20 protein-coding genes, 3 tRNA genes and 1 pseudogene are annotated in these 25,656 nt (G+C 37.9%); 19 read left to right on the forward strand and 5 right to left on the reverse strand.

Features of this window, described 5'->3' with window-relative positions; translation table 11 throughout:
* Positions 1-35 precede the first annotated feature (35 nt).
* Both lipA and ACFILN_RS01160 read left to right on the forward strand, forming a co-directional pair.
* Entirely contained in the window at positions 36-998 is a 963-nt protein-coding gene (lipA, locus tag ACFILN_RS01155) for a lipoyl synthase (protein ID WP_273791148.1), read from the forward strand.
* Between the two features lie 2 nt (positions 999-1,000).
* Positions 1,001-1,462 carry a type II toxin-antitoxin system RatA family toxin gene (locus ACFILN_RS01160; RefSeq protein ID WP_273791149.1) on the forward strand — a complete coding sequence of 154 codons (462 nt, stop codon included), beginning with the start codon at positions 1,001-1,003 and terminating at the stop codon, positions 1,460-1,462.
* A 577-nt stretch (positions 1,463-2,039) separates the two neighbouring features.
* On the opposite strand, the gene ACFILN_RS01165 is transcribed toward ACFILN_RS01160, so the two are convergent.
* The 3 genes from ACFILN_RS01165 to rirA are packed head-to-tail and all read right to left on the reverse strand — an operon-like array spanning position 2,040 to position 4,183.
* A complete protein-coding gene (locus ACFILN_RS01165; RefSeq protein ID WP_375631353.1) occupies positions 2,040-2,528 on the reverse strand; it encodes a CinA family protein in 489 nt (162 codons plus the stop codon).
* Complete coding sequence (locus ACFILN_RS01170) at positions 2,525-3,715, reverse strand: bifunctional 2-C-methyl-D-erythritol 4-phosphate cytidylyltransferase/2-C-methyl-D-erythritol 2,4-cyclodiphosphate synthase (RefSeq protein ID WP_273791165.1); 1,191 nt, start codon at positions 3,713-3,715, stop codon at positions 2,525-2,527. Before ACFILN_RS01170 ends, ACFILN_RS01165 begins: the two co-directional genes overlap by 4 nt.
* Before the next feature lie 24 nt (positions 3,716-3,739).
* Positions 3,740-4,183 (reverse strand): iron-responsive transcriptional regulator RirA, encoded by a 444-nt coding sequence (gene rirA / locus ACFILN_RS01175; protein WP_273791151.1) that lies wholly within the window; start codon positions 4,181-4,183, stop codon positions 3,740-3,742.
* 173 nt (positions 4,184-4,356) lie between these two features.
* Between rirA and ACFILN_RS01180 the strand changes: the two genes are divergently transcribed.
* The 8 genes from ACFILN_RS01180 (at position 4,357) to ACFILN_RS01215 (ending at position 15,539) form a co-directional block, all read left to right on the forward strand.
* Entirely contained in the window at positions 4,357-6,624 is a 2,268-nt protein-coding gene (locus ACFILN_RS01180) for a PAS domain-containing sensor histidine kinase (RefSeq protein WP_273791152.1), read from the forward strand.
* 1 nt (position 6,625) lies between these two features.
* Positions 6,626-7,984: a sigma-54 dependent transcriptional regulator gene (locus tag ACFILN_RS01185; protein ID WP_273791153.1), complete on the forward strand. Its 1,359-nt coding sequence runs from the start codon at positions 6,626-6,628 to the stop codon at positions 7,982-7,984.
* A 3-nt stretch (positions 7,985-7,987) separates the two neighbouring features.
* On the forward strand, positions 7,988-9,364 hold the full coding sequence (gene trkA, locus ACFILN_RS01190) for a Trk system potassium transporter TrkA (RefSeq protein WP_273791154.1): 1,377 nt from the start codon (positions 7,988-7,990) through the stop codon (positions 9,362-9,364).
* 10 nt (positions 9,365-9,374) lie between these two features.
* Complete coding sequence (locus tag ACFILN_RS01195; protein ID WP_273791155.1) at positions 9,375-10,184, forward strand: hypothetical protein; 810 nt, start codon at positions 9,375-9,377, stop codon at positions 10,182-10,184.
* Between the two features lie 146 nt (positions 10,185-10,330).
* A complete protein-coding gene (gene clpP, locus ACFILN_RS01200) occupies positions 10,331-10,963 on the forward strand; it encodes an ATP-dependent Clp endopeptidase proteolytic subunit ClpP (RefSeq protein WP_273791156.1) in 633 nt (210 codons plus the stop codon).
* Between the two features lie 183 nt (positions 10,964-11,146).
* Positions 11,147-12,421 carry an ATP-dependent Clp protease ATP-binding subunit ClpX gene (clpX, locus tag ACFILN_RS01205; protein ID WP_273723371.1) on the forward strand — a complete coding sequence of 425 codons (1,275 nt, stop codon included), beginning with the start codon at positions 11,147-11,149 and terminating at the stop codon, positions 12,419-12,421.
* Between the two features lie 183 nt (positions 12,422-12,604).
* Positions 12,605-15,031: an endopeptidase La gene (lon, locus tag ACFILN_RS01210; protein WP_375670681.1), complete on the forward strand. Its 2,427-nt coding sequence runs from the start codon at positions 12,605-12,607 to the stop codon at positions 15,029-15,031.
* A gap of 229 nt (positions 15,032-15,260) precedes the next feature.
* Complete coding sequence (locus ACFILN_RS01215; RefSeq protein WP_273791158.1) at positions 15,261-15,539, forward strand: HU family DNA-binding protein; 279 nt, start codon at positions 15,261-15,263, stop codon at positions 15,537-15,539.
* 1,100 nt (positions 15,540-16,639) lie between these two features.
* Here the strand turns inward: ACFILN_RS01215 and trmFO are convergent.
* Positions 16,640-18,052 (reverse strand): methylenetetrahydrofolate--tRNA-(uracil(54)-C(5))-methyltransferase (FADH(2)-oxidizing) TrmFO, encoded by a 1,413-nt coding sequence (trmFO, locus tag ACFILN_RS01220; protein ID WP_375670683.1) that lies wholly within the window; start codon positions 18,050-18,052, stop codon positions 16,640-16,642.
* A gap of 134 nt (positions 18,053-18,186) precedes the next feature.
* Here trmFO and ACFILN_RS01225 point away from each other — a divergent pair.
* The 6 genes from ACFILN_RS01225 to ACFILN_RS01250 all read left to right on the forward strand — a co-directional run bounded on the left by ACFILN_RS01225 (position 18,187) and on the right by ACFILN_RS01250 (position 24,174).
* Positions 18,187-18,269: transfer RNA gene (locus tag ACFILN_RS01225), tRNA-Leu, on the forward strand.
* A gap of 135 nt (positions 18,270-18,404) precedes the next feature.
* Positions 18,405-19,832, forward strand: coding sequence for a trigger factor (gene tig, locus ACFILN_RS01230; protein ID WP_375670685.1), 1,428 nt, complete (start codon positions 18,405-18,407; stop codon positions 19,830-19,832).
* A gap of 129 nt (positions 19,833-19,961) precedes the next feature.
* Complete coding sequence (gene gatB / locus ACFILN_RS01235; protein WP_375663407.1) at positions 19,962-21,461, forward strand: Asp-tRNA(Asn)/Glu-tRNA(Gln) amidotransferase subunit GatB; 1,500 nt, start codon at positions 19,962-19,964, stop codon at positions 21,459-21,461.
* A gap of 182 nt (positions 21,462-21,643) precedes the next feature.
* Positions 21,644-22,042, forward strand: a complete 399-nt coding sequence (locus ACFILN_RS01240; RefSeq protein ID WP_012755018.1) for an NADH:ubiquinone oxidoreductase subunit NDUFA12 — start codon at positions 21,644-21,646, stop codon at positions 22,040-22,042.
* Positions 22,043-22,132: 90 nt separating this feature from the next.
* Positions 22,133-22,558, forward strand: coding sequence for a DUF2155 domain-containing protein (locus ACFILN_RS01245; RefSeq protein ID WP_273791166.1), 426 nt, complete (start codon positions 22,133-22,135; stop codon positions 22,556-22,558).
* A gap of 884 nt (positions 22,559-23,442) precedes the next feature.
* A complete protein-coding gene (locus tag ACFILN_RS01250; RefSeq protein ID WP_375670687.1) occupies positions 23,443-24,174 on the forward strand; it encodes a rhomboid family intramembrane serine protease in 732 nt (243 codons plus the stop codon).
* Here the strand turns inward: ACFILN_RS01250 and ACFILN_RS01255 are convergent.
* Positions 24,171-25,001, reverse strand: a complete 831-nt coding sequence (locus ACFILN_RS01255; protein ID WP_375637362.1) for a TrmH family RNA methyltransferase — start codon at positions 24,999-25,001, stop codon at positions 24,171-24,173. The two genes, ACFILN_RS01250 and ACFILN_RS01255, sit on opposite strands and share 4 nt — an antisense overlap.
* Positions 25,002-25,207: 206 nt before the next feature.
* On the opposite strand from ACFILN_RS01255, the gene ACFILN_RS01260 reads away from it, so the two are divergent.
* The 3 genes and pseudogenes from ACFILN_RS01260 to ACFILN_RS01270 all read left to right on the forward strand — a co-directional run.
* Positions 25,208-25,291: transfer RNA gene (locus ACFILN_RS01260), tRNA-Tyr, on the forward strand.
* A gap of 31 nt (positions 25,292-25,322) precedes the next feature.
* A tRNA-Gly gene (locus ACFILN_RS01265) sits at positions 25,323-25,396 on the forward strand.
* A 180-nt stretch (positions 25,397-25,576) separates the two neighbouring features.
* Positions 25,577-25,656: pseudogene (locus ACFILN_RS01270) on the forward strand (elongation factor Tu); the annotation flags it as partial.

Consider the following 25,656-nt stretch of genomic DNA (forward strand, 5'->3'; position numbering starts at 1 on the left):
GATTGTTACTTCGTATTTATAAGGCAAAGGCTTAAATGGTTACGGTTGTTGATAGAGTTACAAATAGACGTTTGCGTCATCCTGAAAAGGCACATCGTCCTGATACAAGCGTTCAAAAAAAGCCAGATTGGATTCGTGTAAAAGCGCCAACATCACCAATTTATAAGGAAACACATGGTATTGTACGTACGCATAAGTTAGTGACTGTATGCGAAGAAGCTGGTTGCCCTAATATTGGCGAATGTTGGAGCCAGAGGCATGCTAGCTTTATGATTTTAGGTGAAATATGTACGCGTGCTTGTGCTTTTTGTAACGTTGCAACAGGTATTCCACTTGCCGTTGATGATAATGAGCCAGAACGTGTCGCCGATGCTGTTGCACGGATGGAATTAAAACATGTTGTCATTACATCTGTTGATCGTGATGATCTTGCTGATGGTGGTGCTGAGCATTTTGCAAAAGTTATTTATGCGATTCGTCAAAAAACTCCTAAAACAACAATTGAAGTTCTTACACCTGATTTTCGTCATAAGGATGGCGCTTTAGAAGTTGTTGTTGCTGCTAAGCCTGATGTTTTTAATCATAACTTAGAAACAGTTCCTTCTAAATATTTGAAGGTCCGTCCAGGGGCGCGTTATTTTCATTCAATTCGTTTATTACAACGCGTTAAAGAACTTGATCCAACAATTTTTACAAAATCGGGAATTATGGTTGGCCTTGGGGAGGAGCGAAATGAGATTTTGCAATTGATGGATGATTTGCGCGCTGCTGATGTTGACTTTATGACAATTGGACAATATTTGCAGCCTACACGAAAACATCATCCAGTTGTTCGTTTTGTGCCTCCTGAAGAATTTGAGTCTTTTGCCAAGATTGGTAAAGTAAAAGGATTTTTACATATGGCTTCCAATCCTCTGACGCGTTCATCTCATCACGCTGGAGATGATTTTGCCATTTTGCAAAAAGCGCGTGATGAAAAATTTTCCTTACAGAGATAATTATGCCGATTTTTACAATACATCGGCAGATCACCCATAGTGCCAGTGAAATGTTTGATCTGGTTTCAGATATTGAGCGTTATCCTGAATTTTTACCAATGTGTGAGTCTTTAATAATACGCTCTCGAAAAGAATATGGAAAAAAAATATTGCTTCTTGCGGATATGACCGTTGGCTATAAGATTATTCGTGAAACTTTTACGACTCAAGTATTTCTTCAGCCGGAAAAAAGTCTTATAGAAGTTAAGTATATTGATGGTCCATTCAAATATCTTGAAAATCGTTGGGCCTTTCATGATATTGAAAATACCAATGCATGTAATGTAGAGTTTTTTATTGATTATGAATTTAAAAGTAAAACGCTTGGATTAGTGATGGGCTCAATGTTTGATATTGCGTTTCGTAAATTTACCGAGGCTTTTGAGAAGCGTGCGCATCAGATTTATGGCTCTACGGTAACATAGTCTATTCTGTTATTTTTTAACAATACGTATTGCTTATAACAGCGTGAAGGTGGAAATCGGTTTCCATCTTTACTATTTGTTTTTAATCCAGCTTTCAAAAACATATTGAAGGAACATCATTTTAAATGATGAAGATGATGTACAGCTTCACTCTTTTGTTTCTCTCTTTTTTAATGGATACACATCCGTTAAACAGAACGCCCAAATAGAACATGCTTGCGTCATACCCATTTCATAATAGTGCTCATAATAAATAGTATAGATCCTTCGTAAAAGCATATAAACTCCACATCTGTACGTTTATGAACAAGTCAGCCTGCACCATTTATTTGCCATCTCTCAAGATGTTGCGCCAGCTCTTAGCACTTGAGAGAGAGGTACAAGTGTCCCTTTCTTTAATCATTTTATTTACTACAGTTTTTTTCTCTTGTGGCGTGCAAGTGAATAAATTTGATTAATTCAACCTACACAGGGCTGAAGTGAGATAACTTTACGCTATTCAGGTCTTTCATTTTCAAGTTGTGGGCGATTATAGACTCAATGTGGAATAGAGAATTTTGAAATTAGTATGGGGAATTCAGTGAAGTAATTCCAGAATCATTTTAAAAACATTTTCAACAGTTGCATGGCGGATAGCATTGCGATTAAGATGAGCAAAGTGCATTTCTTTGTGCAGGGGGGGGTGATTTTTGTAAGCAACTGCGCAATGCACAAGTCCTACAGGTTTATCAAGACTTGCACCTCCTGGACCAGCAATCCCTGTTACAGAAACTGCAATGTCAGCTTGTGAATGTTTTAATCCACCCTCAGCCATTGCAAGAGCAACTTCTTTTGAAACGGCACCATAGGTTCTTATAAGTTCAGCACAAACGCCAACAAGGCGTGTTTTGGATTCATTTGAATAAACAACAAATCCACAATCGAGAACATCTGACGATCCTGCAATATTTGTGAGGCTTGCAGCAATGAGCCCCCCTGTACAAGACTCTACAGTTGTTAACAGTAAACCTTTTTGGCGAAAGGTATTAAGGACTTCATGTGCTTGTTTTTCACAAAGATATGTCATTGGGGAATTTCTCCTGAATAAAGAACGCTCGCTGTTGCAAGAGCAGCAATTCCCTCACCACGACCAATAAATCCAAGCTTTTCATTTGTTGTTGCTTTGATAGAGATTCGATCAGGTGTCATTGCAAGTATTGTCATAAGATTTTCTGTCATAGCATGACGATAGGGACCAATTTTAGGATTTTCAGCGATAATTGTGATATCAACATTGGCGATACGACCATCTGCTTGTTTTATAATATCGAGAGCATGACGGAGAAAAATTTCTGATGATACATTTTTCCATTGAGGATCAGAGGGAGGAAAATGTGTACCGATATCTCCAGCACCTTGAGTTGCAAGAAGGGCATCTGTTAATGCATGAAGAGCAACATCTGCATCGGAGTGTCCATTTAATTTTTTATGAAAAGGGATTTTTATACCACATAATATAAGAAAATCACCATCTTCAAAAGAGTGAACATCATAACCATTGCCGGTACGGATATCAGGAAACATTTGCATTTTCTTTTGGAGATATAAATGTGCAGTATTAAAATCTTCATGCCATGTAATTTTTATGTTGTTAGGATCCCCAGGAACGGTACGCATAGGAATTCCAAACCATTCGGCAATTGCAGAATCGTCAGTGAATTCTTGTTTGCAAGCTTGTTTTGCTTGTTTATGGGCCGCTAAGATATGTTCAAAGGGAAAACACTGTGGAGTTTGTGCACTATAAAGATGGGTACGGGGAATTGTTTCTAAAACATGCTGATTATTTATACGTTTAAGGGTATCAGAGATGGGCAGAACAGGAAGAACACCTTCTTGAGGCGTGATAGTGTTGTGAATGTTATTAAAAAGCTTGTTTTCAATAAAAGGGCGTGCACCATCATGAATATGCACATATTGGGGGGAAAATTTTTTAAGTGCCTGAAGTCCATGTAAGGTAGAGATTTGACGTGTATTGCCTCCTTCAACGATAATAAGGCGCTCTTTAAAATCGCCAATAGCTTGTTCACAGATTTGACGATCTTCTGGATGAATAACAAGGATAATTGTTGTGATAGCTGGATGCTGCAAAAAACAATGCACGGTATGATAAATAATCGGCTTTTGTCCTAGAAGCCGATATTGTTTTGGAATTTTATAGGGAGATCCTGCTCTTTCACCCCGTCCAGCGGCTAATATTATTGCTGCAATAGAAATACTTAATCTCCTTGTATTATAATCTTAGTTTTCTTTTTTGTCATTAATTTTAAAATGATTTTGAAAGGATGGTTGTTGTAGATCAGCAAGGGATATCATGGACAACACCTCAAAAAAAGCATTTAATGCTTTTTGAAGTGCGGTATTTAAACCACAAAAATCAAACAAGGGGCAAGTTGGTTCTGCAGTATCGAAACATTCTGCTAGGGAAAAGTTGTCTTCTGTTACTTTCACAACATCAGCGACTGAAATCTCTGCTGCGGGTTTAGCCAATCTAACTCCACCATTGCGTCCACGCACTGTTTGTATAAAACCTGCTTGAACAAGCAGCTGAAGGATTTTAAATAAAAAAAGTTCTGAAACGGCATATGCTTTAGCAATTTCTGGAACACGACTGAGAGTTCCCTGATTATCTGCACAATACATGAGCATTCGAAGAGCATAATTTGTTTGTTTTGTTAATCGCATCTCATTTCCTTCGTAAAGTATCGTCGAACACAGTCTATTTTAAAGATATTTTGCAAAATATAGAAGCTTTTCCTCATTGACTATATTTGCCCTATTTTAAATGTAGTATTAGTATTGTCAATTTTTGCTACAAAAGGTTATATGAGAATAATGGGATAAGGGTATGTAAGCTCATGACGAATATAACATCTGTGACGAATCTTCAAGACATAGATAAAAATACTTATAACGATGAGTTGTATCGTTTAAGTAAGGTATATATTTTTTTAGGGATTACAATTATTGTATTGGCTTTACTTACGGCCTCTGTTTCGTTTATTATTCTTATTGGATTAACTCCTGTTGTTCCCAGTAGAACAGTAACCCTTATTCTTATAGGGATTAATAGTTTTTGGGTTTTAGGGCTTATTGTCATCGTTTTTTATGAGATGATTCCGATCATTCGTGCTTGGCGTTCAAGGCGTGCAGGATCGCGTCTTCATGTGCGTCTTATTTCATTGTTTGCACTTGTTGCGACAATGCCAGCTGTTGCTGTAGCTCTTGTATCGGGTCCAGCACTAAATTTGGGACTTGATCGATGGTTTGATACAACAACGCGGCAAATTGTGGGCTCTTCTATTGATTTAGCAAATGCTTATGCAGATGAAATGCTTCAAAATTTAAAAAATTTATCCTACGCGATGGCATTTGCACTTGATAACAAAAAACTCTTAGAACGTAATCCAGCTGAATATAGGATGCAATTGACGCGTCATGCTATAGGACGCAATTTGCGTGGTGCATTTTTGTTAAGTTCTAGCGGAGCTATTTTTGTATCGAGTGCTCTTGGTGATGAAGATAAACTGCCAATTCCTCCTTCTCATCTTATTGAACGTGCAACCAGTGCGAGACCTTTTTCTTTTCAACCAGGCGTTCATGATTATTTTGGTATTATTTTAAAATTTACCAACATTCCAAACACATTTTTATATTTGGTGCGTGACGTTGATAAAGGTGTTTTATCTGCTTTGCGTTTGACAGAAGTTAATACAGATCGTTATCGTGATTTAAATGAAAATCGCCTGCTGACACAGATTGCATTTGGTATGCTTTATTTGTGTCTTTTTTTTAGTTTATTCTTATCAGCTATTTGGGCTGCTATTGCTGTTGCTGATCGTTTAGTGCGTCCTATTCGTCTTCTCATTAGTGCTGCCGATGATGTTGCTTCTGGAAATATGGAAATTTTCGTGCCAGTACGAGCAAAAGATGGAGATATTGGGCAATTATCCAAAACTTTTAATTACATGGTCAGTGAATTGAAAAGTCGGCGTAATGAGTTGATTGCAGTGCGTGATCAAATTGATGAAAGACGGCGTTTTTCTGAAGCTGTGTTATCGGGTGTAACAGCGGGAGTAGCAGGTATAGATGATAATGGTGATATCACCATTATCAATCGGTCTATTGAAGCGATGTTTGATATTCGCTCTGAGCACGTTGTTGGACAAAGTCTTTTATCTTTAAGCGCTGAAATTTGGCAGGTTTTTCAGTTTGTGCGTTCATTAGATCGTAAAAACCATCGTGAACAGGTCACTTTAAACGTTGCAGGAAAAGAGCGTGTCTGTAATGTTCAAGTTACGATGGAGGAGGATGATGGACAGGGGCAATCTTGGGTTCTAACAATTGATGATATTACTGACCTTGTTGCAGCGCAACGTACAGCGGCGTGGGCGGATATTGCGCGGCGTATTGCGCACGAAATTAAAAATCCTCTTACACCTATTCAGTTATCCGCTGAACGCATTCGTAAACGTTATAACAAAGCTATTACACAAGATAGAGAGGTTTTTGAGCGGTGTATTGACACGATTATTCGGCAGGTTGGAGATATTGGGCGTATGGTTGATGAGTTTTCCTCTTTTGCACGTATGCCCAAACCCAAAATGCATATTTTAGATATACGAGAATTGTTGCGCGAAGCATGTTTCTTGATAGAGGTGACGCGACATGATATTCATTTTGAGCAAGATTTAGGAACTCTACCACTTATGGGTGCATTTGATAACCGTCTCATTGTACAGGCTTTCTGCAATGTTATCAAAAACGCGAGCGAATCCATAGATTCAGTTATGCGAGAGGAAAATATTCACGGTCATATTCTTGTCCGTTCTTATCGACAGAAAGAATGGGTGGTTGTGGATGTTGTTGATAACGGGAAAGGACTTCCTAAAGAGCAAAGACAAAAGTTATTAGAACCCTATATAACAACGCGGGAAAAAGGAACAGGACTGGGGTTAGCCATTGTGCGCAAAGTTATTGAAGATCACGGTGGTTTCATGGAGCTTCATGATGCACCGGAGAGTTTTTATGAAGGTCGTGGTGCGATGATCCGTTTGATATTTCCTGCGGATGGGGGTAAGCAGGGTAATATTATACAAGCCATAAATCATAAGATAGGGGAATAGTATGGTATCAGATATCTTGATTGTTGATGATGAAGCAGATATTCGTGAGCTTGTTGCTGGTATTTTAGAGGATGAAGGTTATGAAACGCGCGTTGCTTGTAACTCTGATGAAGCATTGGCTCAAATTAGTGAGCGTATTCCAAAGCTCATTTTTTTGGATATTTGGCTACAGGGTAGTCGTCTCGATGGTTTAGCACTGCTTGATGAAATTAAAACACAATATCCGGCTCTTCCGGTCGTTATGATCTCTGGTCATGGTAATATTGAGACGGCTGTTTCCGCTATAAAGCGAGGGGCATATGATTTCATTGAAAAACCTTTTAAAGCTGATAGACTTGTATTGGTTGCAGAGAGAACACTTGAAAATTCAAATTTAAAACGTGAGCTTTTAGAATTACGAAAGCGTTCGAACGAGACATTAGAGTTGCTCGGAAAATCGACAGTTATAAAAAATTTGCGTCAAATCATAGAAAAAGTAGCACCAACCAATAGTCGCATCATGATAACAGGTCCTTCAGGGGCAGGAAAAGAGACTGTTGCACGAACTATTCATGCGCTTTCAACGCGTTCGAATGGGCCATTTGTTACAATAAATGCTGCAACGATTACTCCGGAAAGAATGGAAATAGAGCTGTTTGGCAGCGAAATGGAGGGAAGAGAGCGTAAAATCGGTGCCTTAGAGGAAGCTCATGGTGGTATCTTATATCTTGATGAAATTGCTGACATGCCGCGTGAGACTCAAGGGAAGATTCTTCGGGTTTTAACGGGGCAAACATTTGAGAGAATTGGCGGCACAAAACGTGTTAAGGTGGATGTCCGTATCATTTCTTCGACAGCGCAAAATCTTGAAAACCTCATTTCTGATGGGCGCTTTAGGGAGGATCTTTTTCACCGTCTTTCCGTTGTTCCTATTGTTGTTCCGCCCCTTTCAGCGCGTCGTGAAGATATTCCAGAACTTGTACATCATTTTGTAAAAACAATATCACAGCAGGTTGGGATTAAACCGCGTGCAATCAGTGATGATGTGATTGCTATTTTGCAAACGCACGCTTGGCCGGGTAATGTGCGGCAATTACGTAATAATATTGAGCGTCTTCTTATTCTTGTGCGGGATGGTGATGGTCCTATAACAGCGGACTTTCTTCCCAGTGAAGTAAGTGATTCTTTGCCACGCCTTCAAATGGATTCAGATGAAAGTATAATGGATTTGCCGTTACGTGAAGCTCGAGAATTGTTTGAAAAGAGATATTTAGTGGCGCAGATTGGGCGTTTGGGTGGAAATATATCACGTACTGCTGAATTTATAGGCATGGAGCGTTCAGCTTTGCACCGTAAACTTAAAGCGCTTGGAGTTTCTTAAGCGATGCGTGTTATTATTTGTGGAGCAGGACAGGTTGGTTATGGGATAGCAGAGCGTCTTGCTGCTGAAAATCATGATGTTACTGTTATTGATATCGAAACGAGATTAATTGAAAAGATTCGCGATACATTGGATGTGAGAGGTTTTGTTGGTCACGGTTCACGGCCTGAAGTTCTTTTGGCAGCGGATGCAGACAAAGCTGATATGTTGATTGCTGTTACTTTGTTTGATGAAGTCAATATGGTAGCTTGCCAAGTAGCACATTCATTATTTAATGTGCCCACAAAAATTGCTCGTATTCGCTCACAATCTTATTTAGAGCCACGTTATAAGACGCTTTTTTCCAGAGAGAATATTCCCATTGATGTGGTTATTTCGCCAGAAGTTGAAGTTGGGGAAATGGTTTTGCGCCGTATTGCTTTACCTGGTGCAATAGATGTTCTTTATTTTTGTAATGATGATATTGTTGCGCTAGCCTTGGAATGTATGGAAGATTGTCCAGTTATTAATACACCTTTGCGTCAATTAACAGAGCTTTTTCCAGATCTTCATACGACGGTTACCGCTATTAAACGTGGCGCGGAATTATTGGTTGCACATTCAGAAACGCAATTACGCGTTGGTGATATAACCTATCTTGTTGTTTCTCGTGAACAGATGCGTCGTGCTGTTGGGCTTTTTGGTCATAAAGAACAAGATGCACACCGCATGATTATTGCAGGGGGTGGTCACATTGGCCTTTATGTTGCACAGGCGATTGAAAAGCGTTTCCATAAATTAAAATTGAAGATTATAGAATCGCATAGAGAAAGAGCTCTTACAATTGCTGATCAGCTTGAAAAAACGACAGTCTTATACGGTAACGTGTTAGATCCAGTGATTCTTCAAGATGCGGGAATTGATCAGTCCGATTTAATGATTACATTGACCAATCAAGATCAGGTTAATCTCTTAAGCGCTATTATTGCTAAAAGATTGGGCTGCAAAGCCAATATGGTATTGATTAATAATGTTGCCTATCAAGAATTTAGTCGTGCTGTTGGTGTGGATGCATATCTTAATCCCCATAGCGTTACAATATCGAGAATTTTGCAACAAATGCGCCGTGGGCGTATTCGTTCTGTTCATTCAGTTTTTAATGGCCGAGCAGAAATTATTGAAGCTGAAGTGATGCAAACATCTTCATTAGTTGGTAAGTCATTATCAGAGCTCAATTTATCAGATGGTTTGAGAATTGGTGCAATTTATCGCAATAAGACAATAATACAGCTTTCGGCAGATACGCGTATTTTGTCTGGTGATAGAATAGTGATTTTTGCTCTTGCTGATAGAGTTCGTGATGTTGAACAACTCTTTCGCGTAAGTTTAGAATATTTTTGATGTATTATCTATGGATATTTGTACTTTTTGGTATAGTGGACAATTAAGATTGGTGGATAGGCTTTGTTTGTCTTCAATGGTTAAAACTGGACAGCGCGTTAAGCTTTTTAGTTATGATAAAAAAATAGATAATCTCCCTGCTGGTGTTGAGCTGCATGAAGCCGAATCAATTTTACCACGCTCAGCAATTTATCGCCTTGATCCCGATTTTTCTGATGATAAACTAGGGTGTACAATTGTTCAGTTCTCGGATTTTTTTCGTGTTATGCTGATGAAATATCAACAAGGTGTTTGGTTAGATACAGATGTTTACCTTGTTAAACAATTTCATCCAGATGCCGATAAGGTTTGGTTGGCAAGAGAAAATAATACAAGAGTAGGCGTTTCTGCACTTTATTTTCCGCCCAATAACCCTATTATAAAAATATTTGAAGATTATTGGGCAGGCACAGAAATTATTCCTCATTGGCTTGGGTTTAAGCGTCGTGTTTGGAGACCGTTCTGGTTAAAGAGGAAAAAAATGCCGATTTTACCGGGAAATCTTGGCGTTACAATATTTGGCAATGATGGTATTTCACGATTAGCAAAACGATATGGTTTTTTTCATGAAGCAAGGGAAAAGGAAACTTTTTATTATTGGACTGGGCGAAAAACTGAACGTATTTTTGAACCAGCTTTTGGCGTAAAGCCGCTTACAGATTCACGCTTGATAGGCTTTCATATTCACAGAAAGACAAAGACCACGAAAAGACCTCAGGAAGGAAGTTTTTACCATTGGGCGGTATCTCGCATTCCTGATGTTCATCATTTGTTTAGGTAGAGTTATTATTGCTATTTTAACTATTGAGATTTTAATCTATCTTATACATCTCTTGATTGTAGCTTGCACAAGAGAGTAATGTTAGCATATGGATAAAAACATTGAATGTGTAAAGAGCGGTTGTTATATGAACGGAAAGTAAAAATATGAGTGATCCAATGAAAACAGCATTAAGCCTTGTTCCTATGGTTATTGAACAAACCAATCGTGGTGAGCGGGCCTATGATATTTTTTCCCGTCTTTTAAAGGAGCGGATTATTTTTATTAATGGTCCTGTTGAAGATGGTATGGCAATGCTTGTTTGTGCACAATTGCTTTTCTTAGAAGCGGAAAATCCTAAAAAAGAAATTAGTCTTTATATTAATTCTCCAGGTGGTGTCGTAACATCTGGTATGGCTATTTATGATACTATGCAGTTTATTCGCCCTCCTGTTTCTACGCTTTGCATGGGGCAAGCGGCATCTATGGGGTCTTTATTGTTAACAGCTGGAGCAAAAGGTCATCGTTTTACATTGCCAAACGCACGTATTATGGTGCATCAACCATCTGGAGGTTTTCAAGGTCAAGCTTCAGATATTGAGCGACATGCGCAAGATATTATAAAGATGAAACGGCGTTTAAATGAAATTTATGTCCAACATACGGGTCAAGATTATGAGGTTATAGAGAAAACTCTCGATCGCGATCATTTTATGACAGCAGAAGAAGCCAAAGCGTTTGGCTTAGTTGATGATGTTATACAATATCGTGCAGAAACTGAAAAAGAAGAAAAAGATTAAGAATTTTTATAGAAAAAACAGCTACTTTAAATCAAAGAGTTTTATAAAAAATATCGCAAAATAAGAGAAACACCTAAAAATATTGAGACATGCATGGTTTTCTATATGTCTTTTAGTTTTCATGATGAAAAGCTTCCTTTGAAAAGGCAAAGTGTTCATATATCGTGGTGAAAGGAAAGAAAAATGAGCAAAATTAGCAATAGCGGGAACGAATCAAAAAATACTCTCTATTGCTCGTTCTGCGGCAAGAGTCAGCATGAGGTGCGTAAGCTCATTGCGGGGCCTACTGTATTTATCTGTGATGAATGTGTAGAGCTTTGCATGGATATTATTCGGGAAGAAAATAAGTCTTCTGGGGTTAAGGTGCGTGATGGTGTTCCTACGCCACAGGAAATTATAACAGTTCTTGATGATTATGTTATTGGTCAGCAGCATGCGAAGCGTGTTCTTTCTGTTGCTGTGCATAATCATTATAAACGGTTGGCGCATCAGTCTAAAAGCAATGATATTGAGTTGGCAAAATCAAATATTCTTCTTGTTGGTCCAACGGGCTGCGGTAAAACTTATCTCGCACAAACATTAGCACGTATTATTGATGTACCTTTTACGATGGCGGATGCGACCACTTTGACTGAAGCAGGTTATGTGGGGGAAGATGTTGAAAATATTATTCTTAAGCTTCTTCAAGCAGCAGATTATAATGTTGAACGTGCACAGCGTGGTATTGTTTATATCGATGAGGTTGATAAGATTTCTCGTAAAGCAGATAATCCTTCTATTACAAGAGATGTTTCGGGGGAAGGAGTTCAGCAAGCGTTATTAAAAATTATGGAAGGAACGATTGCTTCTGTTCCTCCTCAAGGTGGACGTAAGCATCCGCAACAAGAGTTTCTTCAGGTTGACACCACAAACATCTTATTCATTTGTGGGGGAGCTTTTGCAGGTTTAGAACGGATTATTTCAGGGCGTGGTGAAAAAACTTCTATTGGTTTTTCTGCGACCGTTAAGGCTCCTGATGAGCGTTGTGTCGGTGAAATTTTTCGTGATTTAGAGCCTGAAGATCTTATAAAATTTGGTTTAATACCAGAATTTATTGGACGCCTTCCTATAGTCGCTACCTTAGAGGATTTAGATGTTAACGCCCTCATGCAAATTTTATCACAACCTAAAAATGCATTAGTAAAGCAATATCAGCGTCTTTTTGAAATGGAGAATGTCGAGTTAGCATTTCATGAAGATGCTTTACGTGTTATTGCAAAGAAAGCAATTGAACGTAAAACTGGTGCTCGTGGTTTACGTTCAATTATGGAGAAGATCCTTCTTGAGACGATGTTTGAGCTACCGGCTCTTGAAGGCGTTCAAAAAGTGGTTATTTCGAGTGATGTCGTTGATGGGAAAGCGCGTCCTCTTTATATTTACTCAGAACGTGCAGAAGATAAAGAAAATGTATCAGCATGACATTGTGCGATGCACAATATAAAAGGTGGTAATGAATGGTATTTGATGGGTGTTTCTAATAATATCATTATAATGCTTGATTTATGTATGAGTAATTACCACTTCATGTACAGTGAAGAGCTGAGGTTTTCTAAAAGTGGGCTGGTTGTTGTAGATAGCTCATAGGCTCCAGAAAGGAGAGTTATGCAATATATTGATGAAAAGACAGATGAAGTAAGAGATGGGGTTTATGCTGTTTTACCTCTTCGTGATATTGTTGTTTTCCCCCATATGATTGTTCCACTTTTTGTGGGCCGCGAAAAATCAATTCGTGCTCTTGAAGAAACGATGGCGGTTGATAAGCAAATACTATTGGTGACACAAAAAAATGCTTCTGATGACGATCCAAAATCAGAGGATATTTATCATATTGGTACATTTGCTAATATTCTTCAACTTTTAAAGCTTCCTGATGGTACTGTAAAGGTTTTGGTTGAAGGAACTGCACGTGCAAAAATTAGTCAATTTGCTTTAAGTGAAGGTTATCATCAGGCTTTTGCAACTGTTACAGAAGAACCTAGAGAGAGTGATGTTGAGATTGAAGCTCTTTCAAGGTCAGTGATTGCTTATTTTGAAAACTATGTAAAGCTTAATAAAAAAATCTCTCCTGAAGTTGTGAATGCGATTGGCCAGCTTGATAATCCTTCTAAGCTTGCCGATACAATTGCTTCTCATTTGATGATTAAACTTGCAGAAAAGCAGGAAATATTAGAGCTCTTACCTGTGCGGGCCCGTCTTGAACGTGTTTTGTCCTTCATGGAAGGAGAAATTTCTGTTTTGCAGGTTGAAAAACGTATTCGTTCGCATGTTAAACGGCAAATGGAAAAAAACCAACGAGAATATTATCTCAATGAGCAGATGAAGGCTATTCAAAAAGAGTTAGGAGCAGGTGATGATAGCCGAGATGAACTCTCTGAATTAGAAGAACGTATCAAGAATACAAAACTATCCAAGGAAGCGCAGGAAAAAGCTGGAGCAGAATTGAGAAAATTACGGAATATGTCTCCTATGTCTGCAGAAGCGACAGTTGTACGTAACTATCTTGATTGGTTATTAGCAATGCCTTGGGGTAAAAAATCTAAGATTAAAAACAATTTAGATTTTGCTGAAAAGGTCATGAATAATGAACATTTTGGTCTTGAAAAAGTTAAGGAGCGAATTATTGAATATTTGGCCGTACAAAGTCGCGCGTCAAAGATAAAAGGTCCCATTATTTGTTTGTTAGGTCCTCCAGGTGTAGGGAAAACATCATTAGCGCGCTCTATTGCAAAGGCAACGGGACGTGAGTATGTTCGTATCTCATTGGGAGGTGTCCGGGATGAAGCAGAAATTCGTGGACATCGCCGAACATATATTGGCTCGATGCCTGGAAAAATTATCCAGTCTATGAAAAAAGCAAAAAAATCTAATCCGCTTTTCTTGCTTGATGAAATTGATAAAATGGGACAAGATTTTCGTGGCGATCCTTCATCTGCTTTATTAGAAGTTCTTGATCCTGAACAAAATGGTACGTTCATTGATCACTATTTGGAAGTTGAATATGATCTTTCTGATGTCATGTTTATCACAACTGCCAATACGCTTAATATTCCAGGTCCGTTAATGGATCGTATGGAAATTATTCGTATTGCTGGTTATACTGAATGTGAGAAAATGGAAATTGTTAAACAGCATCTTTTTCCAAAGGCACTAAAAGATCACTGTTTGTCTAAAAAAGAACTCAGTATTTCTGATGGAGCACTAAGGTCAATTATTCAGTTTTACACACGTGAGGCAGGCGTTCGTAACCTTGAGCGTGAACTCATGAAAATTTCCCGCAAATCCGTTACAAAAATTCTCAAAACGCATCAAAAATCTGTAAAAGTTACAGAAAGTAATATTCATGATTTCTTGGGTGTTAAACGTTATCATTACAATCAGATTGAAGGCGAAAATCAAATTGGTGTTGTGACAGGCCTTGCGTGGACAGAAGTCGGCGGAGAGTTATTGACCATTGAAGGAGTTATGATGCCCGGCAAAGGTAAGATGACTGTAACTGGAAATTTACGTGATATTATGAAAGAGTCCATTTCAGCGGCCGCATCTTATGTGCGTTCTCGTGCTGTTGATTTTGGTATTGAGCCTCCACTTTTTGAAAAACGCGATATCCATGTTCATGTTCCAGAGGGGGCGACACCAAAAGATGGTCCCTCTGCTGGGATTGCAATGGTGACAGCAATTGTGTCGGTCCTTACAGGAGTAGCTGTGCATAAAGATATTGCAATGACTGGTGAAATTACTTTACGTGGACGCGTTTTACCCATTGGTGGATTAAAAGAAAAACTCTTAGCAGCTCTTCGAGGAGGGATAAAAAAAGTACTTATTCCTGAAGAAAATGCAAAAGATTTGGTTGATATTCCTGATGATGTCAAAAATAATATGGAAATTATTCCGGTAAATCATGTGAGTGAAGTTTTGAAACACGCTTTGGTTCGTTTTCCAGATACTATTGAATGGAAAGAACCCTCTACAGTGGCTGTCCCAATCCGGTCAGAGAGCAGTGATAGTGAAGGAATACAGATTGCGCACTGATTCACTTATCTCATTTATAACGGCATTTTTTAGGTGGCAGAAGGCGTTGTTGAGGTTATTATTTTGTTTTTTGTTGGAAAAAGTGAAAAATTCCGTGAATAACTGTGATTATTGCTAAAAAAACAATGTTTTGGATAAAAATAAGACTTCTGTTTGCTGTACTTTTCAATAAACTGACCAATAACATGATTAAGTCATGTTCAGGTAATATAGGGAAAGGAAATATTTTATGAATAAAAGTGAATTGGTTAGCTCCGTTGCTGAAAAGGCAGGTGTTTCGAAAGCGCAAGCTGGTGCTGTTGTTGATGCTTTTATGGCTTCTGTAACAGAAGCTTTAGCTTCAGGGGGAGATGTTCGTCTTCCAGGTTTTGGCACTTTTGAAGTTTCTCATCGTGCTGCAACAAAGGGGCGTAATCCTTCAACTGGTGCTGAAATCGATATTCCAGCACGTTCTGTACCCAAATTTTCTGCAGGAAAAAGCCTTAAAGAAGCAGTTAATAAAAAATAATTTAGAGCTACATTAAAAAAACCCGATTTATTTATAAGCGGGTTTTTTTAACACATGTGTTATGCGCATTTTTCATATAAAACTTTGAGATCTTTGCGATATTTTTTATTTTCATGTATTGCTGGTATTTTTGAAAATGATTTTAAGTTTTGTATAAAATACTGTCAGCTTAAAATATATTTTTTTTAGTATTTTCAAAAAATATTGCACCGTATTAATTGAGCACGGGTATGGCTTATAAAATGTAATATTAACTTTTATTACGCTGAAGTGTTACGGTATTTATTTCAAAACAAGATCCGTAAATAATATGAGGCGGAAAACTCTGTAAAGTCCATAAAAGTTATTATATATCACCATTGACGCTTAATAAAAGTGCATGTTGGTGCCACCGTGCTATCTATTTTCTCAGTTCCTATAATGTTGCGACTAGCCCCAGATATCTGAGACGAGTGCATAAGGGATAGTTTTATTCTTTTACTCTTATACGCCAACCTTTCTTGTGACACACCAAGAGGATAATTTTATTGATTTATTAGAGAGCCTGAAATGAAAGAATCTTTTGATATTCAGATTTGGTTTTCAATATTGTAATTTTTCTTGGCATTTGAGAGGGGAGAGATAGCTCCAGCTCTATCCTACAAATATTTTTTCCATATCTTTATTTCACTTGTGATATGCAAGCGAGTATTTTTCCTTCATCATACAAGAGTTAAAATGAGAGAACATCACAAATTTTGAGGGAGGAAGTTACAAAACAGAAAAATTACTCTTATAAAATAATATACATTACGTAATATAAAAACTATTAATAAAGATAGTACAGTATTACGTGTGTATTTTTCATCTATTTTTTTGATTATTCATAATATATTTATATGATTATTTTTTTTAGTCATTAAATCATATTAAATTGTTGATAGCGGTAAAGGTTTTTTATAGCCAAAAGTTATTTTACAGCACCTACATAATTGAATAAATGATGAAATGTAGGTAGTATTTATTGATTGTAGGAGACAGTCTTTAAAAGGCTTTAGAATGATTTTTTCACGAGAGTCATAAAGATCTATTCAGTAGGTGAGAGGCGAATCGTATGTTTTTTATAAACAGGAGCTCTTTGATTCTTTATCTGCTAACCACTGAGTACAATCATTGAGAGCTCTCGCTGTTATGGCTTGTTTTTTTACTATTTTTTTTTCTTTACTTGGTAAGCGTTTCCCTGAATGTTTAATAGAAGCAATAGGGGGAAAAAGTCCGAAATTGATATTCATTGGCTGAAAAGACTGTGTTTCTGCTTTTTCATCTATGATGTGTCCCCCCGTAATATGATTCAAAAGGGCTCCGAATGCTGTAGTTTGTGGGGGGAGGCAAGGGGAAATATGATGATATTCGGCAGCAGCAAAACGTCCAGCAAGAAGCCCTATTGCCGCTGATTCTACATAACCTTCACATCCGGTAATTTGCCCTGCAAAGCGTAGTTGTCTTTTTTGTTTTAAACGAAGGGTTTGATCAAGAATAATTGGCGAGTTGAGGTAGGTATTGCGGTGAAGACCACCAAGACGCGCAAACTCTGCTTTTTCAAGACCGGGAATCATTCTAAAAATACGAATTTGTTCACCATATTTCAGTTTTGTTTGAAAGCCGACCATATTATAAAGCGTTCCAAGTTTATTATCTTGGCGTAATTGAACGACAGCATAGGGTTTAACTGTAGGGTTATGGGCATTAGTTAAGCCCATAGGTTTCATAGGACCATGTCTTAACGTTTCAAGTCCGCGCTCAGCCATAATTTCAATGGGGAGGCATCCATCAAAATAGGGCGTTTTTTCAAAGTCACGAAACTCTGTTTTTTCAGCATTTTTTAACGCTTCAACGAATGTTTCATATTGTTCTTTGTTGAGAGGACAATTAAGATAATCTTTTCCTGTTCCCTCAGGACCAATTTTATCATAGCGAGATTGATACCAACAAATGTTGATATCAATACTGTCGGTATGGATAATAGGTGCAATCGCATCAAAAAAAGAAAGAGCTTTTATACCGGTTATTGCTTGTAATTTTTGAGCAAGTGCAGGCGATGTAAGGGGGCCCGTTGCAATGACAACATGTTTCCAAGCTTTAGGAATTTCTTGAACTTCTTCACGTTTGATTGTTATAAGGGGGTGGTTTTCGAGTGCTGTCGTAACGGTTTTTGAAAATCCATCACGGTCAACAGCAAGAGCACTCCCTGCGGGAACTTTGTTGGCATCAGCAGCTTTCATAATTAACGATTTTGCTAATCGCATTTCAGCATGTAAAAGCCCTACGGCATTTGTTAATGAATCATCGCAACGAAACGAATTTGAACAAACCAGTTCTGCCAATTTATCTGTTTTATGGGCATCTGATTTTTTTTCAGGCCGCATTTCATGCAAAACAACAGGAATTCCTGATTGAGCGATTTGCCAGCTCGCTTCACACCCCGCAAGACCGCCACCGATGATATGAATTGGGATATCAAATGTCTTTAACATAATTGACTTTTAGCGTAAGCAGTTATGTATGAAAAGCATAGATTTTGTTTTTTTTAATATATTTGTTTGCTTTTTTTCTGTAATTAATGGTATAGAAACGCCGCTTGTATAAGGTTATTAGCTTGTAAGTTTGAGCGGATGTGGCGAAATTGGTAGACGCACCAGATTTAGGTTCTGGCGGGAGACCGTGGGGGTTCGAGTCCCTCCATCCGCACCAAAGCAATCCCTTAGGTGCTACGGATTTCTACGTGTCTGAAATTCCGCTTCATGGTAAATGTAACACTCGAAGTGTTAGAATGTAATGATTATTAGAGTGGGTTGATCCCTCTCCTTAGAAAAATGAAGGTGTTTAATGCAGGTTACCGAGACGCTTAATGAAGGACTGAAGCGCGAAATTAAGATCGTGGTTCCAGCGAAAGATTTAGAAGAAAAGTTGAATGAACGATTGGATGATACCAAGGGAAAAATCAAGCTTAATGGTTTTCGTCCCGGTAAAGTGCCTAGTGGGCATTTGCGAAAAATGTATGGTAAATCCTTTATGGCGGAGATTCTCAATGAGATACTCAGTGATGCACCCCGTTCTATTTTAGCAGACCGCAATGAACGTGCAGCGATGCAGCCAAAAATTGATATAGATGAAGATGAAAAAATTCTAGATGGCAAAGCTGATTTTACTTTTAGTTTAAAGTATGAAGTTTTACCAAAAATTGACATTAAAGATTTTGAACACATTACGGTTATCCGTGAAATTGCAACTGTTCCTGAACAGGATATTGATGATCAAGTCAAACGCGTCCTTTCTTCTACGCGTAATTATTCCCTAAAAGAGGGGAATTCTGAAGAAGGTGATCGTATTACCATAGATTATCAAGGTAAGCTTGAAGGCGTTCCATTTGAAGGTGGGGCAGATAGTGATGCACAACTGATTCTTGGGTCAAAACAATTTATTCCTGGTTTTGAAGAGCAATTGGTTGGTGTGAAAGCTGGGGATGCAAAAACGATTTTTGTTAAATTTCCAGATAATTACAGTGCGGCACATTTGGCGGGACGGGAAGCAGAGTTTGACATTACTATCAAAGCTGTCTTTAAACCAGATGAATTAAAAATTGATGATGAAGCAGCGCAAAAAGTTGGTTTAGAGTCTCTAGATCGCTTACGTGAGGTCGTTCGTGGGCAGATTGAAAGCCAATATGGTTCAGTGACACGTCAAAAAGTTAAGCGTCAAATTCTTGATGCTTTAGATGCTGATTATAATTTTGAGATTCCTGAAGAACTTTTAGAGGTTGAGTTTAACAATATATGGGCTCAGGTTAATGATGATTTGAAAAAGGCTGGGCGCAGTTTTGAAGATGAAGGTATTACAGAAGAAAAGGCGCGGGAGGAATATCGTGTCCTTGCGCAGCGTCGTGTTCGTCTTGGTTTGGTGCTTTCTGAAATTGGAATGAAGGTTGGTGTTAAAGTTAGTGAGGATGAGCTAAAAGCAGCCGTTTTTGATCAGGTTCGCCAGTATCCTGGACAAGAGAAAGAGATTATGGATTTTTTCCGTAGGACTCCGGAAGCTGTTGAAAATCTACGTGCTCCGATTTTTGAAGAAAAGGTCATTGATCATTTATTAGCACAGATAAAAGTCACAGATAAAGAAGTGACGGTTGAAGAGTTGATGAAAGAATATGACGAATCAGATGTCCCTGAAGAAAAGCCGGCAAAGAAAAAGTCTGCAGTGAAAGAAACGTCTACAGAGAAAAAAACAGCTAAGAAAAAGGCTCCTAAAAAAGCTTAATATTTATGCAAACAGAACAAGCCCGATAGAAACGGGCTTGTGTTGTAAGATTTATGTTCTGGGGTTACATTGAGAGAATGGTTTTAGATAAGCCATGAGTATATTTTAAATATTGGTAGTGGATTGGCAATGAGCATCATTGATACGCGTACTCCTGATTCTAAGCGTTTTATTTCTGGAGTTACAGGTGATTGGGAAGTCATCATTGGCATGGAAGTTCATGCGCAAATCATATCAAATTCAAAACTTTTTTCAGGAGCATCAACAAAATTTGGTGCAGAGCCGAACAATCATGTATCACTTATTGATGCAGCCATGCCAGGTATGTTGCCTGTTCTTAATCAAGAATGTGTTCGTCAAGCGGTTCGAACGGGGTTAGGATTAAAGGCGCATATTAATTTAAAGTCTGTTTTTGATCGCAAAAATTATTTTTATCCAGATTTACCGCAGGGGTATCAGATTTCTCAATTTCGCTATCCCATTGTGGGAGAGGGAAAGATTATCATATCTGTTGGCCCAGATTCGAATGGCCAATTTGAGGATATTGAAGTGGGAATTGAGAGGTTGCATCTTGAACAGGATGCTGGAAAATCGATGCACGATCAACATCCAACGATGTCTTTTGTAGATCTTAATCGTTCTGGTGTTGCTCTTATGGAAATTGTTTCCAAACCTGATATGCGCTCATCAGATGAAGCCAAAGCCTATATGACAAAATTGCGTACGATTGTTCGTTATTTGGGCACTTGCGATGGCAATATGGATGAAGGTTCTATGCGTGCAGATGTCAATGTATCTGTTCGTCGTCCTGGTGAAGATTTTGGAACGCGCTGTGAAATTAAAAATGTTAATTCTATTCGCTTTATTGGTCAAGCAATTGAGTATGAAGCGCGTCGTCAGATCGCAATTTTAGAAGATGGAGGCGTCATAGATCAAGAGACTCGGCTTTTTGATGCCGCTAAAGGTGAAACGCGTTCTATGCGCTCAAAGGAAGAAGCGCATGACTATCGTTATTTTCCTGACCCTGATCTTTTACCATTAGAATTTGATCAAGCATTTGTGGATGCTTTGGCAGCAGACTTACCAGAATTGCCTGACGCTATAAAAGCACGTTTTATTAAGGAAATGGGATTGACAGTGTATGATGCTTCCATTCTTGTGACAGAAAAGGCTATTGCTGATTATTTTGAAGAGGTAGCGCGTGGGCGTGATGGAAAAATAGTTGCCAATTGGGTGATTAACGACCTTTTAGGGGCTTTAAATAAAGATAATCGTGAGATTGAAGAGTCCCCAGTATCGCCAAATCAATTGGGAAGTATTATTGATCTCATAAAAGAAGGAGTTATTTCTGGAAAAATTGCCAAAGATCTTTTTGAGATTATTTGGAATGAGGGGGGTGATGCACGCCAAATTGTAGAAGAGCGAAATATGAAGCAAGTAACGGATACAAAGGCTATTGAAAGAGCTGTTGATGAGATCGTTGCTAATAATTCTGATAAAGTTGTGCAAGCAAAGCACAAACCTGCTTTAGCTGGTTGGTTTGTTGGACAGGTAATGAAAGCAACAGGTGGTAAGGCAAATCCCCAAGCTGTTAATGAATTGGTTAAGATGAAACTTGGCATAGATTAAATTTTTATGGGGTGGAGAAGAAGCCATACATATGATATCTTCTTGAAATTAAAGGATAGCACGTTAACCTATCAATTGGAATTGTAGTTGAATTTACGAGTAACTTTTTCGATAATTTCAATCGTTAATAATTTTATTCCAACGATTAATTTCATGAGCGCACTAAATGAATGGAATAGCAGATGGCTCGTTTTTTTAAGCAAATCTTCACATGGTGGAATGGCAATACCATTGGTACGCGTTTTTTTACATGGCGCAAAGGTAAGCGGATAGGGGAAGATCAATTTGGAAATATATATTATGAAGGAGGACTTCATAAGGATGGTTATCCGCACCGTTGGGTTATCTATAAAGACTATTCTGAGGCCTCTACTATTCCACCAGGTTGGCACGGCTGGATTCATCATCGCTGTGAGTGTCCACCAACACAGGAGGATTATCATCCTTATGAATGGGAAAAGCCTCATGTTGCAAATATGACAGGAACAAGTGAGGACTATCGACCAAAGGGGGCTATCACTTCCAATGGAGAGCGTTCTTGTGTGCATGAAGATTATGATGCGTGGTCACCTAAAAAATAACATGTTTTAATGTGCGTGTGTATTTTTGTCTTATTTGACTCTATGTTATGAAAAGAATTATTTTTTTAAGGTGCGATTGATTTTGATATGATGAGATTTTTTTTATTGTTAGGGGTGAGGCATTTTTTTTATATTTTTTTAATGGGAATTTTAGTGTTTTTATCCTTAAATAGTGGAGTGCGGGCTGAGCGTATTAGCAATGGAATTGCTGTTTTTGCGGGTCTTGACAAAATCACGGGGCGGACTACACGTTTTGAAGTTACTCTTGGTAAAATTTATCAGTACGGTGCATTACAGGTAACTCCACGTGCGTGTTATACGAGCTCTAAAGATGAACCCACGCGTACAACAGGTTTTGTTGAAGTCAATGAAGTGACATTAGATAAAAAAATACGGCGTATTTTTACAGGATGGATGTTTGCAGATAGTCCTGGTTTGAACGCTGTTGAGCATCCTATTTATGATGTATGGTTAAAGGATTGCAAGCAGAATTCTCAAGATCTTCCTCTTCAATGATTAGTGTATTATCTATTTATAATACATTGATTTATAATGGTTATTTATCATTTTACAACTTAATAGGAGGTTCAAATTCCTATGATTACCTCATTTAAAATTTTTTATATTGAATTGATCCAAACTATTCTCTTGCGCGTTAAAAGTGACGGATGTGTAAATAAGACTGTCTAAGAAAGGAATAAAAAACTCCGTCATGAACTGTTTAAATTCAAAGATGCATCATTAGAATAAACATATTTTTTCAGTGTTTCATAAGAGACAGTTCTTGAATTATATCTGTAAAAGGTTGAAATGAAAGGCTTGTTTATATTTGTTAAAGAGATGAACTGACGCTTTTGCATTTATGAGGGAAACAGACTATCAAGTAAGTAATTCATCATGAAACACCAATCGGTATATCTAGAGAACGCTGTATTGGTATTTTTTCTCATAGAGATGTCGCTTTTCGTTCAAAGCGTAGAAGCAATGCAGGCTATATTAATGGAAAAATTGAGATTTAAGATTATTTAAAGTTTATCAATCGAAGTATAGCTTGGTTAAAAAATGCAGTGATCAATATATTTCTAGTAAGAAAACAATGTTTATATATTTTTATTATATACCACACTCATAAGTGAGTTTGTCTATTCGTAAGTTCTTGTATATTGCATGATAACTTCACATTTAAGTAAGCAGGATACCATTAAGTTTGTAAATCATATTCTTGGTATCCATGCTTTTTAAAATCTTTTGTATAAAATACACGTGTTTTCATGTAGAGCTATTGAAAATTTTAAAAGGGGCTTCGAAGAGGCGTTAAAAAGATTTTGCATCACTGGGAGTGGTATATTTATTTTGTATAAAGAATAACCCATTTTCTGAAAAATACGAGATTTTATACAATGAAAGTTTCTAGTCACCACCATAATGATATTTCCCGATTGCCGAAACAACCTAAAGAACCTTTATTGAATGTTCCATTTATTATAGTTGTTTTGATAGCATTTTGTTTTTGTCTTTATTGCATTTCCCAGTATTTTTTTTCTCATCAGTTTTATGTTGAAAGCCTTGAGTTTTTTTCATTTATACCAGCATTGTTTAAGAGGGATCCTGTAGCATTTTGTTATACCATGGTGAGTTATTCATTTATGCATAGTAGTTTTAAACATGTTGCTCTTAATATGGTTTGGCTTTTGGTTTTTGGCTCTCCTTTAGCAAGGCATTTTGGTGTTTTACGTTTTTTAATTTTTTGGGTGTTAACGGCAGTTATTTCTGTTTTGACTTATTTTACATTTCATCAAGAAAGTACCATATCACTTATTGGGGCGTCAGGTGCCGTATCTGGAATGATGGGTGCTATTGCACGTTACGGTTTTCCTAGTGGTAATCTAGCTGTCAATGCGCAGAACGAAAAACTTTTAGGACCTTTATTATCTGTCAAAAAAGCTCTGTGTTCTAAGGGGGTTCTTGTTTATATGAGTGTATGGCTGACGACTGATTTGATCATAGGTATTTCTTCTATTTTGTTTGAAGAAAATGGAATCTCAATAGCATGGGAAGCTCATATTGGCGGTTTTTTTGCGGGTTTTTTGTTGGTTGGTTTTTTTGATGTATCACAAAAAATTAAAAACTAGAATCTAAGATATTGATGTGCCACATAAAGAGCTATTGTTGCTGCATTTGAAACATTTAATGATTTAATATTTCCAGGCATGTCAAGGCGTGTTAAAGCGCAAACGGTTTCGCGTGTTTTTTTACGTAAACCTTTACCTTCTGCTCCTAAAACAAGAGCAATTTTATTCCCTGTTAATGCTGTTTCTAGAGGTTGGTCACCTTCTGAATCGAGACCAAAGCTTGTAAAACCTGTTTGATGAAGTTCTTGAAGAGCTTCAGCGAGGTTTCGTACGGTAATATAATGAATCATTTCCAGAGCTCCAGATGCCGCTTTCGCAAGAACACCGCTTTCGTGGGGAGAGTGACGGCAAGTTGTAATAAGTGCTTTAGCTTTCAATGCAACTGCAGAGCGCATAATAGCGCCAACATTATGTGGATCGGTAATTTGATCCATGACAATGACCAGATCAGTATTGGTTAGTTCCGACAGTTTGCATGGTTTGAGGGGGAGAGTTTCCAGAACAATACCTTGATGAACAGCCTCACTTCCAACAAGCGAATCAAGATATTTGGGGGTGCATAATGTAACAGAGCAAGGATAATCTGATTCGGATATATTTAATCGTTTTAAGGCATTTTGTGTAACGTAAAGACATTTTAAAATTCTTTTTGGGTTTTCTAAAGCAGCCTGAACAGAATGAATACCATAAAGATAGATGATCCCTTGCTGTAAAGAAGCAGCTTTCTTCTTTGGGTGTGTAAAAGATCGAGAAGGAGAGCCTTTTGTATCGCGATATCGGCGACGCAAACGAGCATAATGAGAATTTTGTGATGTTTTTTCTTTCATAGCTTCTTTATAGCGTGTTAATAAGAAAAATAGAGAGAAAAAAATCTATGATTTAAAATTATGAGCAGGAAATTTGTACAGAACTGTATTTATTCTGTTGACAGATACAATAGTAATCGTCATAACCACTTCGCAATCAGATTGAATTGAATGGGTATTCAAGATGGTTGTCGTGATGTCTCATTGCGTGACTTTATCGGTGTAATGGAGGGGTGCCCGAGTGGTTAAAGGGGGCGGACTGTAAATCCGTTGCGTATGCTACGTTGGTTCGAATCCAACCCCCTCCACCATTCATCGAAGGAGAGTTAGTAAGTGGGTCATGCGGGTATAGCTCAATGGTAGAGCAGCAGCCTTCCAAGCTGAATATGCGGGTTCGATTCCCGCTACCCGCTCCAAATGGTTGTTGATGATTGGGCAAATAGGTATGATGGAGGATATTCCATTTATAGATGGGGTGGGGTTTTGCCTCTAAGAGTTGTGGTTATTGGGCTGTTTACAGTCTGGTCAGACTCATTTTTGCAGGACTGACCCTAGGTGCTAACAAAAATAGGGAATAAAACAAGAGATTAATAGCAATGGCGAAGAGCAAGTTTGAACGAACAAAACCGCATGTTAATATTGGTACGATTGGTCACGTTGATCATGGGAAGACCTC

The organism is Bartonella sp. CL434QHHD, from assembly GCF_042195145.1.
Classification (GTDB): domain Bacteria; phylum Pseudomonadota; class Alphaproteobacteria; order Rhizobiales; family Rhizobiaceae; genus Bartonella.